The 17921-nt window shown below is 42.9% G+C and carries 15 protein-coding genes; 7 read left to right on the forward strand and 8 right to left on the reverse strand.

Annotated features, from left to right (window positions below):
- Nucleotides 1-23: 23 nt before the first annotated feature.
- The 4 genes from B4Q04_RS08675 to B4Q04_RS08690 all read right to left on the reverse strand — a co-directional run bounded on the left by B4Q04_RS08675 (nt 24) and on the right by B4Q04_RS08690 (nt 5824).
- Nucleotides 24-422, reverse strand: coding sequence for a response regulator (locus B4Q04_RS08675; RefSeq protein WP_013995486.1), 399 nt, complete (start codon nt 420-422; stop codon nt 24-26).
- 14 nt (nt 423-436) lie between these two features.
- On the reverse strand, nt 437-2677 hold the full coding sequence (locus B4Q04_RS08680; protein WP_088696568.1) for a PAS domain S-box protein: 2241 nt from the start codon (nt 2675-2677) through the stop codon (nt 437-439).
- Between the two features lie 120 nt (nt 2678-2797).
- Nucleotides 2798-3196 carry a response regulator gene (locus B4Q04_RS08685; RefSeq protein WP_088696569.1) on the reverse strand — a complete coding sequence of 133 codons (399 nt, stop codon included), beginning with the start codon at nt 3194-3196 and terminating at the stop codon, nt 2798-2800.
- 6 nt (nt 3197-3202) lie between these two features.
- Nucleotides 3203-5824 carry a PAS domain S-box protein gene (locus tag B4Q04_RS08690; RefSeq protein ID WP_088696570.1) on the reverse strand — a complete coding sequence of 874 codons (2622 nt, stop codon included), beginning with the start codon at nt 5822-5824 and terminating at the stop codon, nt 3203-3205.
- A gap of 353 nt (nt 5825-6177) precedes the next feature.
- Between B4Q04_RS08690 and B4Q04_RS08695 the strand changes: the two genes are divergently transcribed.
- The gene (locus B4Q04_RS08695; RefSeq protein WP_046288096.1) at nt 6178-7020 is read left to right on the forward strand and encodes a 1,4-dihydroxy-2-naphthoyl-CoA synthase; all 843 of its coding nucleotides are present in this window, start codon (nt 6178-6180) and stop codon (nt 7018-7020) included.
- Between the two features lie 281 nt (nt 7021-7301).
- Here B4Q04_RS08695 and B4Q04_RS08700 read toward each other — a convergent pair whose 3' ends face one another.
- Complete coding sequence (locus B4Q04_RS08700) at nt 7302-8630, reverse strand: serine hydrolase domain-containing protein (RefSeq protein ID WP_088696571.1); 1329 nt, start codon at nt 8628-8630, stop codon at nt 7302-7304.
- A 97-nt stretch (nt 8631-8727) separates the two neighbouring features.
- Between B4Q04_RS08700 and B4Q04_RS08705 the strand changes: the two genes are divergently transcribed.
- From B4Q04_RS08705 to B4Q04_RS08720, 4 genes are read left to right on the forward strand one after another with little or no spacing between them, the layout of a single operon-like run.
- On the forward strand, nt 8728-9687 hold the full coding sequence (locus B4Q04_RS08705) for a 2-hydroxyacid dehydrogenase (RefSeq protein WP_088696572.1): 960 nt from the start codon (nt 8728-8730) through the stop codon (nt 9685-9687).
- Between the two features lie 33 nt (nt 9688-9720).
- Entirely contained in the window at nt 9721-10149 is a 429-nt protein-coding gene (locus tag B4Q04_RS08710; protein WP_236630991.1) for a 3D domain-containing protein, read from the forward strand.
- Nucleotides 10146-10844 carry an N-acetylmuramoyl-L-alanine amidase gene (locus B4Q04_RS08715; protein ID WP_088696573.1) on the forward strand — a complete coding sequence of 233 codons (699 nt, stop codon included), beginning with the start codon at nt 10146-10148 and terminating at the stop codon, nt 10842-10844. The genes B4Q04_RS08710 and B4Q04_RS08715 overlap by 4 nt, the downstream gene beginning before the upstream one ends.
- Entirely contained in the window at nt 10841-12307 is a 1467-nt protein-coding gene (locus B4Q04_RS08720) for a M14 family zinc carboxypeptidase (RefSeq protein ID WP_088696574.1), read from the forward strand. The genes B4Q04_RS08715 and B4Q04_RS08720 overlap by 4 nt, the downstream gene beginning before the upstream one ends.
- 13 nt (nt 12308-12320) lie before the next feature.
- On the opposite strand, the gene B4Q04_RS22695 is transcribed toward B4Q04_RS08720, so the two are convergent.
- From B4Q04_RS22695 to B4Q04_RS08735, 3 genes are all read right to left on the reverse strand, one after another.
- A complete protein-coding gene (locus B4Q04_RS22695; protein WP_158499753.1) occupies nt 12321-12497 on the reverse strand; it encodes a hypothetical protein in 177 nt (58 codons plus the stop codon).
- A 223-nt stretch (nt 12498-12720) separates the two neighbouring features.
- Nucleotides 12721-13548 carry a flagellar motor protein MotB gene (locus tag B4Q04_RS08730; RefSeq protein ID WP_013995497.1) on the reverse strand — a complete coding sequence of 276 codons (828 nt, stop codon included), beginning with the start codon at nt 13546-13548 and terminating at the stop codon, nt 12721-12723.
- A gap of 225 nt (nt 13549-13773) precedes the next feature.
- Entirely contained in the window at nt 13774-14859 is a 1086-nt protein-coding gene (locus B4Q04_RS08735; protein ID WP_088696575.1) for a vWA domain-containing protein, read from the reverse strand.
- 291 nt (nt 14860-15150) lie between these two features.
- Here B4Q04_RS08735 and B4Q04_RS08740 point away from each other — a divergent pair, with 291 nt between their 5' ends.
- A complete protein-coding gene (locus B4Q04_RS08740) occupies nt 15151-15612 on the forward strand; it encodes a (2Fe-2S)-binding protein (protein WP_013995499.1) in 462 nt (153 codons plus the stop codon).
- Nucleotides 15613-15672: 60 nt separating this feature from the next.
- A complete protein-coding gene (locus B4Q04_RS08745; RefSeq protein WP_088696576.1) occupies nt 15673-17901 on the forward strand; it encodes a xanthine dehydrogenase family protein molybdopterin-binding subunit in 2229 nt (742 codons plus the stop codon).
- Nucleotides 17902-17921 lie beyond the last annotated feature (20 nt).

Genomic DNA, 17921 nt, shown 5'->3' on the forward strand with positions numbered 1-17921 from the left:
AGTTTTTTAGCCCCTTGGCTTTTTCAAATATCGGCAACCAATTGTTTAAGGTTCTCCGGGGTCAAAGGTTTGGAAATATAGTCCACTACCATAGAATAGGATTTCGCCCGGGCAATATCTTCTGGATCGACCGATGAAGAGACCATATAAATCTTTATATCTTTATCTATTTTCGGTTCTATGGCCTCGTATTCCTCTAAAAATTGAAACCCGTCCATAACGGGCATATCAATATCTAAAAGGATAATGTCGGGGAGGGCGGCCGGATCGTTTTGGTTTTCCAAAATAAAGTTCAAGGCATCCTCACCGTTCACAAAGACCGAAGTTTTGTGTTCTATTCCTAAAAATTTTGCGGATTGAATAATCGTGAAACGGTAAATATCGTCATCATCGATAATAGATAGGTGAAAAGGTGATTGCATGAAATATTGAGTAGTTATAATGTTATGGTAAAAGTAGAGCCTTCGTTGACTTTACTCGATACTGCTATTTTTCCGCCCATGGCTTCTACCTGGGTCTTGGTCATAAATAAACCGATGCCTTTTGCCTCGGGGTGATTATGAAAAACTTTGTTCAATCCGAACATTTTATGGCCATGCCTGTTCAAATCGACCCCTAAACCGTTGTCCTGGAAGCGCAACAGCACTCTTCCGCTTCGAACCTCTGAACTCACCTCTATCACGGGCATACGCTCTGACGACCTATATTTTAAACCTTTTCCTATTAGATTTTGAAAAATGCTCTCTAAATAGATTTTATTGTAGTGAACAGAATCAATCTCTGAAAAATCACCTTTAATAACTGCCTTGGTCCTGCTGATTTCGGCAGTAAAAATCTCTTCTGTTTTTAGTAAGGTTTCACTAAGGGAAACCTCACTTCTCTCAATTGACGTATGGTTTTTTACCGACAAGGCCTCTACCAAGGTATTAAGCGTCAAGGTAAGGTGTCCGATGACGATTTCAAATTTTCCGAACAACTCTTTGCGCTCTTCCTCATTGTCCATCAATTTATAGATTTCCAAAAGTGAGTTCAAATTACTTACCGGAGCCCGCAGGTTGTGAGAGGTAATCTGCGTAAAGTCCGCCAGTTGATGGTTTTGTGCGGTCAGCTCCTTGGTAAGGATTTCCAGATCTTCCTTGGCCTTTAAAATTTTCCGTTCGGCCATTTTTTGGGCGGTCGTGTCGCGTATGGACATAGATATAAGCAATCCCTCTTCTATATGTAAAGGTCCAAGTGCAATGTTTACCGGAATTTCCCTTCCCGATTTATGGATCATATAAAAGTCTTCCCCAATATCGATTTTCTGAATTTTGGGGTTGGCCAGAAATTTTTCGCGGTGCGGTGCCCTCTTTTCTTCAAACCTTGCAGGTATGAGAACCTCGACCGATTTTTCGACTAACTCTTCGGGAGTGTAGCCGAACAGGCTTTCGGCCTGTTTATTGACCATTTGTATAATCCCTTCTTTATCTATAATAATCATAGCGCTCGGGGCAGATTCGACCAATCCTTTAAACTTGATCTCTTGCATCTGTTGCTCGGTCACATCTTGGCAAGTTCCGATAAGCTTAATTATTGCATCTTGTTCGTTCACAACGACCTCACCCAATAACAAGATCCATTTTAAGGTGCCATCGTTTAAAACAATGCGGTGTATGATTTTCTCAAAGTGTTTCTCTTCAATGGCCTTGCCGAAGTGGGCCGAAACTTTAGCTTGGTCTTCGACATGTACGTAGCTGTAATAGGTATTGAACTCCAGTTTTGTATTTTCCTCTTGCTTAAATAGATAATAGAGGTTGGAGGACCAGAAAACTTCATCCGTGATAATGTTCCATTCCCAGTGCCCCAATAATGCCTTTTGTTCCGCGAAAATTAAGAGTTCGTTCTTTTTAAGCAATTCCTCTTCAATTTCCTTATAATCGGAAATGTCTTGTGAGATCCCCAAGACATTGATTATTTCACCCTCTTCGTCTACATATATATCTCCCGACACCTGAATGGTTCGCATGCTACCATCTTCCAGTATCATTCTGTGGGTGAAACTTTGGAACTCCTTATTTTTGATACAGTTGGTCAATAGTGCATCAACATAGGTTCGGTCATCGGGATGGATATTATCTAAAACAGAACTCATTGATACGGGAACATCGGGTTCAAAACCGATTATACGGCTCATATTTTCGGAACAGCTGAACGTATTTGTTCTAAAATCCCAATTCCAATGGCCCAATCTCGCTTTTCTTTGGGCGAGGTTCAATAATTTATTATGCTGAAAAAGGTTGTTTTCGGTTTGTTTTCTTGTGGTGATGTCTTGAATGATTCCTAAAACCTCAATGCATTTGCCATTTTCCGGTTTACGGGTGGCAATAACGTGTAGCCATCTCGGGTTCCCCTTTGGGGTTGTAAATTCTAGTTCATGGTCAAAAGGCGTACCTGAATGTATGAGTTCCCTTAACCCTTCTTCTATTTGGAGTCCCGTAGTGTCAGGCCGGTCCATTGGGGGCTTTATCCCTCTTTTTAAGACAGTGTCATGGGGAATCTGTAGTATATCGCAAGTAATGTCGTCAAGCGTATACTCACCGGTAACCACATTCAATTTCCACGTACCCATCCTCAACCTTTCATGAATGGAATTCATGGTGTCGGAATCGATACTGTTTTTATGATTATTCACACCCATTTAGTACAAACTTGAAACTATTATTTAACATAAAAACCTAATGAATATTATAAATTTTGAGATAATTGATGAAAAAAATAATGGGTCGACAATAGTGACCGACATTTAAATTCAAGGATTTTAACCCGCGTTCATAATAGTTTTAAGCCTATCACTAGCCAATGGCTTGGAAATATAGTCGACTACCATAGGATAGGCCCTGGCCCTTTCAATGTCTTCTGGGTCCACCGAGGAAGAAACCATATAGATTTCTATCGATTTGCCTATTTTGGGGACAAGGGGCCGATAGCCTTCAAGAAACTGAAATCCATCCATAATAGGCATGTCGATATCCAAAAAGATAAAATCGGGCAATACGGCAGGCTTATCTAGGTTTTCCGTTATAAAGGCCAAAGCGTCTTCACCATTTGAGAAAACCGAGCTTTTATGTTCCTTCCCTAAAAACTTAACGGATTGAATGGTGGTAAAACGATAAATCTCGTCGTCATCGATAATACACAGATGAAAAGATGGTTCCATATGATATTATTTAAAGGATATGATAAAAGTAGAGCCTTCGTCGACCTTACTTGATACTGATATTTTGCCTCCCATAGCTTCGACCTGGGTCTTGGTCATAAAAAGCCCTATACCCTTTGCTTCCGGATGGTTGTGAAAAACCTTGTTCAATCCGAATATTTTGTCCCCATGCCTTTCTAGGTCAATCCCTAGCCCGTTATCCTTAAATTTCAACAGAACTTTACCGTTATGCATTTCGGAGCTGACCTCTATCTGGGGAATACGTTCCGGCGATTTATATTTTAAAGCATTCCCGATTAAATTTTGAAAAATGCTCTCTAAATATATTTTATGATATTGAATGGAATCTACTTTTGAAAAATCACTTTTAATAATGGCCTTGGTCCTAATGATTTCCGCCGTAAGGATTTCCTCGGTTTTCTTAAAGGTTTCACTAAAGGAAACTGCATGGCATTCCACCGAGGTATTACTTTTAGTCGACAGTGCGTTAATCAGTGTATTCAACGTCAGTGTGAGATGGGCTATAACCGTTTCGAATTTTTCGAAAAGCTCTTTACGCTCTTCTTCATCGTCCATCATCTTATAAATGTCTAAAAGCGAATTTAAATTGCTTACCGGTGCGCGTAGGTTGTGCGAGGTAATTTGGGTGAAATCGGCCAATTGAAGGTTTTGTGCAGTAAGCTCCCGCGTCAAGACTTCCAAGTCTTCCTTGGCCTTTAAGATTTTTCGTTCAGCCAGTTTCTCGGTAGTGATATCCCGTACGGCCATAGATATCAATAATCCCTTATCGATTTCCAAAAGGCCTAGGGTAACCTTTACCGGGATTTCTTTTCCCGATTTGTGCTTCATAAAGAAGTCCTCTCCCAAATCCATCTCTTGAACTACCGGATTCTCAAAAAACTTCTTTTTTTGTGGAATGCGCATTTCTTCAAACCTAGAAGGCACAAGAATCTCAAAGTTTTTCCCTATTAACTCTTCTGGGGTATAACCGAATAAAAGTTCCGCTTGCTTATTGATCATTTGTATGCTATCGCCTTCGCCCACTATAAGTGTTGCATTGGGGGCCGACTCCAATAAGCCCCTGAACTTTATTTCTTCTGAACGTTGTTCGCTTACATCTTGTAACGTGCCCAACATTTCGATGATATTATCGGAATCGTCGAGGTTTACGGTTGCCAATAGCTCTACAACCTTAATCGTTCCGTTATCCAATACAATCCGGTGTATTACACTTTCAAAGTTCTTGTTCTCTGCAAGGGAATTTATTTTAGTGGTTACCATTTCCTTATCATCTGGGTGAACATGGCCAAAGTAAGTGTCGAAATGAACTTCACTGTTTTCTTCAATTTCAAAAATGCGATATAGATTGGTCGACCATTTTATGATATTGGTGGTCATATTCCATTGCCAATTACCGATTTTTGAAATTTGCTCGGCAAATCCTAAGAGTTGGTTCTTACTAAGAAGTTCATTTTCAGATTTCTTTTGTTCGGTAACGTCTTGGGAAACCCCCAAGATATTTAAAATTTCATCATTCAGGTCCGTGTTGACCTTCCCATACACCTTAACGTATCGAATCTCGTCGTTTAGAACTATGCGATGGCTAAAACCATTAAAAGTCTTGGTCTTCACAACTTTGTTCAAACAGGAACGAACGTAGTCTATATCATTCGGGTGTACATCCTTTATAAGGTCCTTTATCGGAAAAGTAGTATTTTCCTCGATTCTTAAAAGGCGCGACATATTTTCCGAACAGTTTACGGAATCAGTCTTAGGGTCCCATTGCCAATACCCGAATTTGGCCCTTTGTTGGGCCACAATAAATAGTTGGTTCTTTTTAATTAGTTCATTTTCAAACTGCTTTCGGGTCGTAATATCTTGGGAACTACATATAAAACTCACCAACTTACCGGAATCATCGAGAACGGGTTTCCCCAAAACTTCAATTGTCCGTTCAGAGCCATCATCTAAGAGAAATCGGTGAAACAAAGGGTCAAAAGACTTGGTCTTTACGGCTTTTCCCAAGTGATTACGTACTAATTCAAGGTCTTCGGGGTGGACCCCATTGATTAATTCTTGGATAGTAACAACAGTGCCGTATGCGACCCCGATTATACGAGCAATGTTTTTTGAACAACTAACTAAATCGGTTTTTAAGTCCCATTTCCAATGCCCTAAACCGGCTTTGTTCTCCGTAAAGTTCAAAAGTTCGTTCTTCTGGGTCAATTCTGTCTCGAACTCTTTTCTATCCGTGATGTCTTGCATCATTCCGGACACTTTTATATTTCTATTGGTATCATAGCTTATTTTCCCTATCAATAGAAGCCAAATATGATTCCCATCGGGGAGCTCCAATTCCACTTCATGATGGAACGGTTTTTTTTTCTTTGCCGTTGTGGCAATGAGATTGCTTACAACCGCCCATTCATCTTTATTCTGACAATAGGTTTCCGTTTCTTGGTCTTCTAGGGCAGCGCCATAGGGCAACTGCAGAATATCGTACGATACCTTGTCTAGTCGATAGCTTTCTAAATCGACATCGAACTCCCAATAACCTATTCGGGCAATTACGTTTAAATCAGCGATTCTATCGTCTATATTTTCTATGGGGCGATCTTTAATACACATCAAAAAGAATTTTATACCTAATTAACAAGAATAAGACCGCTGTCGAGTACAGAAAATCTTAAGTATGGGGAAATACAAATCAATGGTTTATACGCTATGCATTACTACGAAAATAAATCAATTTAGCCTAATTCATTGTAAATTAAGGGATTTATTCTATCGAAACACAAAAAAACGATTAATGGTGCGTCTGTTTTGACATTATATGTTTTAATCGGACGAATGGAGGCCCTTTGTTAAAAAACAAGCGTATTCTCCCTTTCATTTTTCCTTATTTTTAATAACTACAAACCTCAGTTATGCCGTATTGTTTTTTTCAAATTGCTTTACTTTGCAATGTTTAAATTATGACCATGCAAAAACCGGACTGGAAAACAGCAATAGAATTCGAAGATATCACCTATAAAAAGTGTAACGGCGTAGCCCGAATAGCCTTCAACCGCCCAAATGTTCGCAATGCGTTCAGGCCAAAGACGACAAGTGAACTGTACAAAGCCTTTTATGATGCCCAGGAAGACACCTCTATCGGGGTCGTCTTGTTATCGGCCGAAGGACCTTCTACCAAAGATGGCGTCTATTCATTCTGTAGCGGAGGCGACCAAAGGGCTAGGGGGGAGCAAGGTTATGTCGGGGAAGACGGTATGCACCGTTTGAACATTCTTGAGGTACAGCGCCAGATACGTTTTATGCCCAAAGCAGTGATTGCCGTAGTGCCCGGTTGGGCCGTGGGTGGGGGGCACAGCCTCCATGTCGTGTGCGATTTGACCTTGGCCAGTAAGGAGCATGCCATTTTTAAACAGACCGATGCCGATGTTACCAGTTTTGACGGAGGCTACGGTTCGGCCTACCTTGCCAAAATGGTGGGGCAAAAAAAGGCCCGTGAAATCTTTTTCCTAGGCCGCAACTACTCCGCCCAAGAAGCCTACGAAATGGGAATGGTCAACGCCGTAATCCCTCATGATGAATTAGAGGATACCGCTTATCAATGGGCCCAAGAGATTCTTGAAAAGTCGCCCACTTCCATAAAAATGCTAAAATTCGCCATGAACCTTACGGATGACGGTATGGTAGGGCAGCAAGTGTTTGCCGGTGAGGCTACACGTCTGGCCTACGGAACCGAAGAAGCCAAGGAAGGTAGAAACGCCTTTCTCGAAAAACGCAAGCCCAATTTCGGAAAGAACAAGTATATTCCTTGATCGCAAAAAACAGAAAGAACGGTCGTTATTCACGGCCAAACCATTTTCTCGAACGATATAAAACCAGAAAGAGCCCATCCTAGAAGGAAAAGGCTCTTTCGTCGAGAACACTATATGAAAATGAAAAAATTTACTTTCGTTTTTATTACACTGTAAACATACACTGAAGCCTTATCACATCGAAACTATTGTTGCGAGGCAAGGCAAAATTGTTGTGTAACTCTTACAAAAAGATATTTAAGTTTTTTCGTACGGGTTTCGTACGTCTAGAATGGGCAATATTATTGAAAGGAGGCCAAGATGTTTTTCAAAAAGAGATTGATATCAAAATCGGGTTCTTCGGCAAGGCCGGTGCGAACCACTACCAGATCTTTTGAGGGAATAATAAATACCCGCTGCCCTTGGTAACCATTGGCAGAGTAGAGGTCCCTGGGTACATCTGGATATTTTCCATTGGCATTAAGCCAAAAATGCCCTCCGTAGGTGCCATCGGAATGTAAAGTTGGCGTGGATACATAATCGACCCAGGAAGAATCAAAAAGCTGCTCGCCGTTCCAATTCCCCTTGTTCAAATATAGTAGTCCGAATTTGGCCCAATCACGGGTGGTGGCCCAAGCATATGAAGATCCTACAAAATTGCCTTTCATATCGGTTTCAATCAACATACTGCTCATTCCAATCTTATCGATAAGTGCTTCGTATGGAAAATTGATATACTCTTGATGGGTCTTAAACCGTTTTCTTAAAATGCCCGACAAAAGGTTGGAAGTTCCCGAAGAATAATTCCATATTTCCGTAGGTGCGGCAATGGCTTCCTTTTCGCCTTGTGCCTTGGTCATATCGGCATCCATAAATAGCATACGGGTCACATCTGAAATGGAGGTGTAGTCTTCTTCCCAAGCAAGTCCGCTTTGCATACGCAACAGATGGTTCAGGGTAATATTTTTTCTTTCATCCTTTTCCCATCCGTCCAAAAGTACGGCCTGGTCCAAATCTATTTTTCCTTGGTATTCGAGAATACCGTATAGGGTTGCAAGTACACTTTTGGTCATACTCCAGCCTAAAATTGGCGTATCCTTGGTAAAGCCTTCCAAATACTTCTCACCGACGATATGGTTTTTATAGGCCACGAGCACCGTTCTGGTCTTTTTCTCCTCGTTATCACTAAAGGCCCAATCTATGGCTTTTTGCAAACGGTCATAATCTATTTGGGCAAAAACCGTGTCTTTGGCTTCCTTGTCCCCATAGGGAAAAAACAGATCGGACTTCGGTTCTGCCCGTACCGGAACGGGAATTTCGATATTGGGGTCATAATTTTCATTGATCAAAGTACAGCCCAGTCCTTCATGGCACACGGCTTTACGCTCCATGAGTCCGAATACCGAAGCGGAAGCACTCTCTCCGTCGGTCTCCACGTCGGCCAAGTTTATCAAAGGCACATCGTTATCGTTCAATTCTACCGATTGGGCCCCACGCTCGGTCAAAAAGACCGTAGAAGCCATGTTTTTAGCGGCATAGCCGGAAATAAAATTGAGTTTGGGAAAATTAAAGTATACGGCCACGGCAAGAATAACAAATAAAATTAGAAGGATACGTTTGAAGGTTTTCATGGGTTCTCGGGAATTTTGAAATAAAAAATGCACCAGAAAAAATGTAAAAGTAAATGAATTTGTACAACCGTCTATTAGATTTTATAAATTGCCTACCATGAAAATACTTGTACCTCTGAATATACCCGATACCGGAATCGATTTATTAAAAAAGGAAGGCCTGAAAGTGACCAAATGGACCAAAGACCTGCCGATGACCAAAGAAGAGCTTTATAAAGCCGCAGCGCAACACGATGGCCTTTTAAGCACGAGCAATTACAAACTGGATGCCGAATTCTTAAATGCGAACAAGCATCTTAAAATCATTTCCCAATATGCAGCGGGCTACGACAACATCGATATTGTAGCGGCGAAACGCTTGGGTATTCCCATTGCCAATGCGCCAAACTCCATGACCGATGCCACGGCCGATATAGCCTTTGCCCTTGTCTTGGCCGTATCGAGAAAGATGTTCTATATGCACAAGACCATAGCCAAAGACGAATGGCGGCATTTTAGGCCCCAAGCCCATTTGGGAATAGAACTAAAAAACAAAACGGTCGGGGTTTTCGGGCTGGGAAGGATAGGACTCGAATTTGCCCGCCGTTGTAAGGGCGCCTACGGAATGAAAGTACTTTACTGTAATCGTTCGACCAATAGGGAAGCGGAGGAAGAACTACAGGCCCAAAAAGTTTCCTTTAACGACCTTTTGGAGCAAAGCGATATCATTTCCGCACATTGTGCGCTTACGCCTGACACAAAGCACAAGTTTGATGCCGGCGCATTTAAAAAAATGAAATCGTCCGCTATTTTCGTAAACACCGCAAGAGGCCAGGTACATAATGAAGCAGATTTGATAGCGGCTTTGGAACAGGGCGAAATATGGGGAGCGGGACTCGATGTTACCGACCCCGAACCCATGAAGGCCGATAACCCGCTGCTCTCAATGGAACAGGTTGCGGTAACCCCGCACATAGGTTCGGCCACCCTAGAGGCACGGCGTCAAATGTCGGTTTTTGCCGCCCGTAATATTATTGCCTTTTACAAAGGAGAACCGATCCCGTATCCTGTATCTTGAAAATTATGTAGCTTTAAGGGAAAGCTTAGGGCTATGGACAAAAAGACCATCTTACTTTTATTGTTCTGCTATTTGTGCCTTTCTTGTGCTGAAAACGACAAGGATGGGGATGATGGTTGCATCTGGAAAACCAAGGTAGTGAACGTCTCGGCCTACAATTCCGTTCATTGGCAAACGGACGAAGAGCCAAGCGTAGCTGCTTGGGGCGACACCTTGCTCCCCGGTATGAAGGCAATAGCGGTTTCACGAGACCTCTTAGACCTGGGATTGGAACAAGGGAGCCACGTGAAAATACAAGGCCTCGATGGGTTTTATACCGTAATGGACAAGATGCACAGCCGTTGGAAAAACAAAATCGATATTTATATGGGTACGGATATTGCGAAAGCAAGAAAATGGGGCAGAAAAAAATTAAAGATCAAATACCGTGTCAAACGCGAAACCAACACCGATAACGAATGATCAAAAAATACCGCCTACACCTAGCTATTTTCAGCTGCCTGCTCTTTTTGCAGTGCAAGCCGGTAAAGGAAACGGTACAGCTTCCTGAAATTATAGATAGACCCATTGTCTTTGACGAAACCCGAAAACAACTGAGCCTAGAATATCTTCGGAATCGCTATGGACTGGAAAGGGTGACACCGACTATAATTCCGAGAATGATCGTACTGCATTGGACGGTCATACCCACCTTCGAAGAAGCGTTCGAAGCCTTTGATCCTCCGACCTTGCCCAATTGGCGACCCGATATTAAGGATGTAAGCGGATTAAACGTTTCTTCCCAATTTATGGTAGACCGCGATGGCAGCATTTATCGCCTGTTGCCCGAGACCACCATGGCCCGACATGTTATTGGCCTGAACCATTGCGCCATAGGCATAGAAAATGTCGGGGGCACCGAAGCCTTGCCCTTGACCGAGGCCCAACTGAAATCGAATATCGAACTGGTAAAATACCTAGCCGACAAATATGCCATCGATTACCTGATCGGGCATTATGAATACACCTATTTTGAGAACCACCCGCTGTGGTTGGAAAAGGACAAAGGCTACCGTACCCAAAAGACCGACCCGGGCGAAGATTTTATGGGCAAGGTTCGACGAGCCACCAAAAACCTTAATTTTGCACCCGTACCAAAAAAACCGATTACCCCATGAGAATACCGATTACCGCCCTTATCCTTTTTGTCTGCATATTCAGCCATGCACAGCAAAAGGATCTGACTACCCAACTTTACGAAACCTATGAAACGTACAAAGAGCCCTTGCTTCAAAAAAGACGTATAAAGCACCATGAGCTGCAGCCCTTAATAGAACAGTACAAAAACCACCCTAAATTTAAGGTCGCCCAAGTCGGCAAGTCCATCGAGGGCCGTTCCTTGTCGCTCATCAGTCTAGGGGAGGGACCGACCGACGTTTTCCTGTGGTCACAGATGCACGGTGACGAACCTACCGCAACACAAGCTATTTTCGATATATTCAATTTTTTCAAGAGCGATGATTTCGCTGTAGAAAAACAGGAAATCTTGGCCAACTGCACCTTGCACTTTTTACCCATGTTAAATCCTGATGGGGCAGAAGTCTTTCAACGAAGAAACCGATTGGGCATCGATGTCAACCGTGATGCATTGCGCTTACAATCTCCCGAGGGCCAGACCCTGAAAAGGGTACGTGATAGTCTAAATGCCGATTTTGGCTTCAACCTACACGACCAAAGTACCTACTACAATGCCGAAAGAACCGAAAAACCGGCCACCATCTCATACTTGGCCCCGGCATACAATTACGAAAAAGACATCAATGAAGTACGGGGCAACGCCATGAAGGTCATTGTCTTTATGAACAAGATTATTCAAAAATACGCTCCGGGCCAGGTTGGGCGATACAATGACGATTTTGAACCAAGGGCCTTCGGTGATAATATCCAAAAGTGGGGCACCAGTGCCATTTTAATAGAATCAGGAGGCTATCATAACGATGTGGAGAAGCAGGAGATAAGGAAACTGAACTATGTTTCGATCCTTTCCGCCATATATACCATTGCCAAGGAAAACTATAAGGATATCGCCTTGGAGGAATACGAGGAAATACCTGAAAACGACCGGAAGCTTTTTGATTTGAAAATAGCGAATGCCACCTATCCGCTTTTGGGTAAAAACTATATCTTCGATATAGGTATGAACCGTCTAGAGGTAGACAAAAAAGACCATAACGATTTTTGGTACAGCAGCCGCATCCTAGACCAAGGGGACCTCTCTACCTATTATGGATACGAAACCCTTGATGCTTCGGGCCATACCATCGTTCCGGGCAAGGTATACCCCAAGCTAGTGAATACATTGAACGACCTGGCCGCCCTTGATATCACTTCCTTATTAAAATCGGGATACACCTATGTACGGGTAGAAAACATTCCATCGTCGAAACTGTCTTCTCCCTTTCCCATACATATCATCGGAAAGCGGTATAAGTTACCCGAGTTTTCAATAGAAATCGGACTCAACCCTACCTTCCTCTTGGAAAAAGGTGGAAAAATCACGCACGCCATAATCAACGGTTTTTTGATCGACCTTGAGGCCGATAAGAAAACAAATTTCAAGAATGCGATGATCTATCGATAAGTGGTATTCGCGCTTAGTAGCCGAACCGCATGGCCATTTCAGACATCTCTGAAGCCTGAAGGGCTATTCTAAAGTACATTGAAATTGCCAAGGTCGCAATGATAGCAAACAATGTAAGGGTCAAGGCCTGGTACCATTTAGGCATTCCGTTTAAAGCGGTGTTCTGAATAATAACTGTTAATACATCCATGTGTTCTAAAATTTTGCCATTTAGCATAGCATTTGTTCTGGATGTAGGTTTTCATTTTCTAATATGGGGTACTCGTGTTCTCTTTGAACAGCGAAGTAGAAGAAAACCCCACCTAATATTGTTTTAATTCGTTGAATCGCACAAAAAAAGGAAGAACGGTAAGTTCTTCCTTTTTAACTGTTGTGCAATAGCCGAGACAAATTATCGGCAATACCACTGTGTTTTATAGTGTTTCCGCGTCCAAAAGGGCGAAAAACTTGTTCAAGTTCGGAATGATAACGATTTTAGTACGTCTGTTCTTCGCGCGGTTTTCTTTAGTGTCGTTATCCACCAAAGGTAAATAGCTACTTCTACCGGCTGCGATCATTTTAGTAGGATCAACATTGTACTTGTTCTGAAGGATCTGAACCACGCTTGTAGCACGCTTAACGCTCAAGTCCCAGTTATCACGGAACATTTCAGTGCTGATGCTTCTTGAATCGGTGTGACCTTCGACCATAACTTCCATGCTTGGCTCAGAGTTGATTACCTGCGCCAATTTTTCAAGAATCTTGTTGGCTTTGCTGCTAACGCGGTAGCTACCACTATTGAAAAGAAGTTTGTCGGAAATGTTGATCATAACAACGGTCTTGTCGATGTTCACATCTACATCGTCATCGTCATCTGAAATAGATTTCTTAAGGTTGTAAGAAATGGCCAAGTTCATTGAATCTTGCAAAGTTTTTGCTTCGGCAAGTTTAGCGGGATCCACTTTGGCAAGTGTTGATCTCATCTTCGCTTTGGTGTTGTTGCTCATTACGGCAACATCGTCAACAGAAGTCATTTGACTATCGTTGATCTCCTTTAAAGAATTGATCTTTTCGTTATACTCGGTTACACGAGCTTCTATCTTAGACATTTTACCTTCAAGTTCTTCCTTTTCAACTTGGGTCTTTGTCAATGCGCTTTGCGTTTCGGACAAGTTGTTTTCAAGAGCAACATATTTTTTCTTAGAAACACAAGATGCCATTAGGGTAACGGCAAGCGTACTTAGGATAATTGATTTTTTCATTTTAAAACGTTTTGATATAAAAGTATATTGATTCACTACTATAATACGGAATAGGTCTGCAATTGGATCTTCACCTATGGTCAACATTCTAGGCAAAGGGTTATATAAACCCGACAAAAGGCGGCGCAACCCTTTGTTATTGAAGGATTAAGGCTTTTGTAAAAAAGGAAAAAAAAAGACGCCTAAAATAGGCGTCTTTTTTACTGTTTTATTGAGATAGGCTGATTATTCACAGCCTCCTGTAAAGCCTTCTGCGCTAAATTTGGTCTGAACGGCACCTTGTAAACTACCATTTTTTACTTGAATGGCCAGGTTGTTGTCACCACCTCTTTTAGGGCTACAGTACTCGAAAAGGTAAAAACTGTTGGCTCGCTCGGAAACGATTTCGGAAATCCTATTGAAAGTATCTTCCAATTCATCTTTGTTAGCGGCAAATTCGCTAGAGTTCTTTCCGAGGTCGCTCAAGACCTGTGTATCGATTTCGCTTCCCAAACCAATGGTAAAGAAGGAAATGTTCGGATCGGCCGTATCTACTTTTTTCTGTGCGGCATCTTTAGCATAGCGTGAAGCCTGATCTGTACCATCGGTAAAGATTACCACGGAAGCAGCACCGATCTTATCGCCTTTTGTACTATCCTTCAAAAGGTCACTGGCTTTATCGGTAGCTTTAATGACAGCACCGTAAAGGTCGGTAGACACATCGCTACTGATATCCTTATTGATGGTCTCGACCGCAGCGGTCAAGTCCGATTTCACGGAAGTCAAAGGAGTTAGCTCATGTAATATGTCTTCCCCATCAAACCAATAAATGGCCATTTTATATGACTCCTGCGATGTAGCCGGCATTACGGCATCGATAAAACTGATACTCGCGGCCTTTAGTTCATCGACACTCTCGCTCAAAACACTATTACTTAAATCAAGTATTAAAAGGGTGTTACTAGAAAATATTTGCTCATTGGGAGAAATACGCGCTTGTGATTCCGATGGGGAAATGGTATTGAAGCAATCGTCGTTCCTTCCTTGTTCGTAAATCGTAAACTGGTCAGCGGTCAATCCTGAAACAGGACTCCCTTCACTATTCGATACTTTAAAGAAAATAGAAACCTTACCGGGGGCGGTAGTGTATTGGTCCTGTATGGAAAGGACAAGTTCATTGTCACCCAGGTCCAAACATTTGTCAACGGGTTGTCCTTTCCCAAGTCCATCACCTGTATTTAGGGCATAGTTCACATCATCATCGGCATTTCCGCAAGAAGCAAATAGAATAATGGAGAAAAAAAACAAAAGTAGTTTTGAGGAGGAATTCATTTTCGTGGATTTTACGTTCAACCATCACAACGTTGATTTTGGTTTTTAAGTATTGTGAAGTCGAAAAAATATGTTAAAGATTGTTAAGGCCCTAAAATTAAGGCATGAAATGGATATTTCGAAATTAGTTCACTAATTTTTAAGAATTATTTTTTCTGGGGATTGCATCGGTTTTCCTTATTCTACATGGTCTGTTACAACTCCAAAGAAATTGTTAAAACGAAGATGAAATCTTAATTTTTTAATACCTTGTGTAGATCTAACACAAAACTTTAAACTAAAACGATATTTATGCCAACGTATCAACTAACGGTTAACGGAAAAGAACACACGGTAGAGGCAAGTGAAGACACTCCACTATTATGGGTCTTGAGAGACCATTTAAACATGGTCGGCACTAAATTTGGTTGCGGGATAGCCCAATGCGGTGCTTGTACGGTACATGTTGAAGGCAATGCCACCAGAAGTTGTTCATTGCCCGTGGCCTCGGCCGTAGGCATGTCGATCACTACCATCGAAGGGCTTTCTGAAGACGGCTCGCATCCTGTGCAACAGGCTTGGAAAGAAGTTGACGTACCCCAATGCGGGTACTGTCAGGCAGGTCAAATGATGACCGCCTCGGCTTTTTTGGCAAAGAACCCCAGTCCTACGGAAGAAGAAATTTCCGAGGCCATGAACGGTAACATTTGTAGATGTTCCGCATATAACCGTATAAAGAAAGCGGTGGGCGTAGCGGCCGAAAAAATGGCTTAACAAAACATACCATTAGGCTTTTGATCACAAGAAAAGCTTTAATTCTATAATTTACAGCTCATGTCAACACCATCCATACCTTTTAGTCGAAGAAACTTTTTACGCACCTCGTCATTGGCGAGTGGGGGACTCCTAATAGGTTTCAATCTTTTTACCGCCTGCAAATCGGATGTCAAACCTCCGGTCGATTTAGCGGATTTAAATTACAACGATTTCAATGCCTTTATAAAAATCGCCAAAAATGGGGCCGTGACCATTTTTTCGCCCAATCCTGAAATCGGACAAGGGGTAAAAACAGCTATGCCCATGATCATTGCCGAAGAGCTAGATGTGGCTTGGGACAATGTTTATGTACAACAAGGCGTGCTCGATACAAAAAACTATACCAGACAAATCGCAGGGGGTAGCCAGTCCATTCGCTTCGGGTGGGATGCCTTACGCCAGACAGGGGCTACGGCCAAGCAAATGTTGGTGAACGCCGCGGCGGCACGTTGGGGCGTCGATGCTTCCGAATTGTCCGTTAGCGAAGGAATCATCACGAATAAGGCCGGGGAAACCCTAAGTTATGGCGATGTGGTCGAGGAGGCCTCAGCTTTGGAAGTTCCTGAAAATGTTACCTTAAAAGAACCCAAGGACTATAAAATAATAGGCACCGACCAACGCAATGTCGATATCGATAAAATCATTACCGGACAGCCTTTGTACGGTATGGATTATAAGGTAGAGGGCATGGTCTATGCCGCTGTACTTAGGCCACCGGCATTCGGACAGGAATTGGTTTCCTTTGATGCTACCGAGGCCAAAGCCATACCCGGGGTTATCGACGTCATTCAAATTGGCGATAAGGCCAAGGCTTTATTGGAAAAGGACAAAGTAAACTGGACGGCCCAATTAAGCGGGAGCGGAAAGGTGGTCGTTTTGGCAAAGACAACTTGGGATGCCTTCAAGGGTAAAAAAGCCATCAAGGCCACTTGGTCCGATGCGACCCCTCTTGAAAGTACCGAGTTTCATGACGAAAAACTCAATGCCCTTTTAGATGGCAAAGATTTTGTAACCATGAGAAAGGATGGCGATGTCAACAAGGCATTCGCCCAGGCCGATAAAGTATTGGAGCGTACCTACGAATCTCCCTTCCTTCCGCACAACTGTATGGAACCCATGAACTTTTTCGCCCATGTAACCGATGAGAAGATTCATTTGGTAGGACCGGTGCAAACCCCTGAGGATGCGGCAAATACCGTCGCCGAACTTTTAGGGCGCGATGTGGCCGATATCCACTTGGAAATGACCCGTATGGGCGGTGGTTTCGGAAGAAGGCTGTATGGGGATTTCGTTTATGAAGCGGCAGAGATCAGTGACGCTATCCGAAAGCCCGTAAAAATGGTTTCTTCCCGCGAAGACGACATGTCTACCGGGGTATACAGGCCTTCCATAAAATACAGGATCAAAGCGGCCATTAAAGATGGGCAATTAACAGGCTACCAGTTAAAAGAGGCCGCCATCAATGGAAACATGTACGGATTGATCCCGAATTTCTTTCCGGCCGGTGCAGTCGAAAACTACCAAGTCGACGTGGCCAACTATAAAAGCAATATTACTACGGGAGCATGGCGGGCACCGTACACCAACTTCTTGGCCTATGCCGAACAGAGTTTCTTTGATGAACTAGCCGAAGAAATGGAAGTGGACAAGATCAAGCTACGCTTAGATTTATTGGAAAAAGTAAAGGGCACTACGGACGAGCGGATCGAATATTCCCCGGAACGTATGCAAAAGGTTATAAAAATGGCCGTCGATAAGTCCGGTTGGGGAAAACAGCCCCAAGGGACGTATCAAGGCTTTGTTGCCTATTATTGCCATAATACCCATGTGGCGGAAGTAGCGGACGTGGTCATTGAAAAAGGCCTTCCGGTGGTCAAAAAGGTAACCTGTGTGGTCGATTGTGGCATTGTCATCAATCCTTTAGGGGCCCTGAACCAAATAGAGGGAGGTATCGTAGACGGTATCGGACACAGTATGTACGGTAGTTTCGGTTTCGAAAACGGCCAACCTACCGCAAAGAATTTTGACAAGTACCGTTTGGGCCGAATGAAAGATGCAGCCGCGGTAGAAACCTATCTGGTACAAAACGAACTATCGCCTACCGGTTTGGGCGAACCCACTTTACCACCTGCTGGTGGTGCGGTAGCCAATGCCTTAAAGGCGGCCACCGGCAAGCGGGTCTACAAACAACCTTTTATAGAGCAGGAAGAATTGTGGCAAGCCAAACAAGAAGAAATATTGGGATAGTCCATAGAGGACCGTTCCTA

The sequence above is a fragment of the Zobellia sp. OII3 genome, assembly GCF_002211465.1.
In the GTDB taxonomy this organism is placed as follows: Bacteria; Bacteroidota; Bacteroidia; order Flavobacteriales; family Flavobacteriaceae; genus Zobellia; species Zobellia galactanivorans.

Excerpts from the sequence above, each read along its gene's own strand:
- B4Q04_RS08740 (WP_013995499.1), top strand. The coding sequence starts at position 15,151 with ATGCCAACGTATCAACTAACGGTTAACGGAAAAGAACACACGGTAGAG.
- B4Q04_RS08710 (WP_236630991.1), top strand. The coding sequence starts at position 9,721 with ATGGACAAAAAGACCATCTTACTTTTATTGTTCTGCTATTTGTGCCTT.
- B4Q04_RS08685 (WP_088696569.1), bottom strand. The coding sequence starts at position 3,196 with ATGGAACCATCTTTTCATCTGTGTATTATCGATGACGACGAGATTTAT.
- B4Q04_RS08720 (WP_088696574.1), top strand. The coding sequence starts at position 10,841 with ATGAGAATACCGATTACCGCCCTTATCCTTTTTGTCTGCATATTCAGC.
- B4Q04_RS08735 (WP_088696575.1), bottom strand. The coding sequence starts at position 14,859 with ATGAATTCCTCCTCAAAACTACTTTTGTTTTTTTTCTCCATTATTCTA.
- B4Q04_RS08675 (WP_013995486.1), bottom strand. The coding sequence starts at position 422 with ATGCAATCACCTTTTCACCTATCTATTATCGATGATGACGATATTTAC.
- B4Q04_RS08730 (WP_013995497.1), bottom strand. The coding sequence starts at position 13,548 with ATGAAAAAATCAATTATCCTAAGTACGCTTGCCGTTACCCTAATGGCA.
- B4Q04_RS08695 (WP_046288096.1), top strand. The coding sequence starts at position 6,178 with ATGCAAAAACCGGACTGGAAAACAGCAATAGAATTCGAAGATATCACC.
- B4Q04_RS08680 (WP_088696568.1), bottom strand. The coding sequence starts at position 2,677 with ATGGGTGTGAATAATCATAAAAACAGTATCGATTCCGACACCATGAAT.
- B4Q04_RS08745 (WP_088696576.1), top strand. The coding sequence starts at position 15,673 with ATGTCAACACCATCCATACCTTTTAGTCGAAGAAACTTTTTACGCACC.
- B4Q04_RS08715 (WP_088696573.1), top strand. The coding sequence starts at position 10,146 with ATGATCAAAAAATACCGCCTACACCTAGCTATTTTCAGCTGCCTGCTC.
- B4Q04_RS22695 (WP_158499753.1), bottom strand. The coding sequence starts at position 12,497 with ATGGATGTATTAACAGTTATTATTCAGAACACCGCTTTAAACGGAATG.
- B4Q04_RS08705 (WP_088696572.1), top strand. The coding sequence starts at position 8,728 with ATGAAAATACTTGTACCTCTGAATATACCCGATACCGGAATCGATTTA.
- B4Q04_RS08690 (WP_088696570.1), bottom strand. The coding sequence starts at position 5,824 with ATGTGTATTAAAGATCGCCCCATAGAAAATATAGACGATAGAATCGCT.
- B4Q04_RS08700 (WP_088696571.1), bottom strand. The coding sequence starts at position 8,630 with ATGAAAACCTTCAAACGTATCCTTCTAATTTTATTTGTTATTCTTGCC.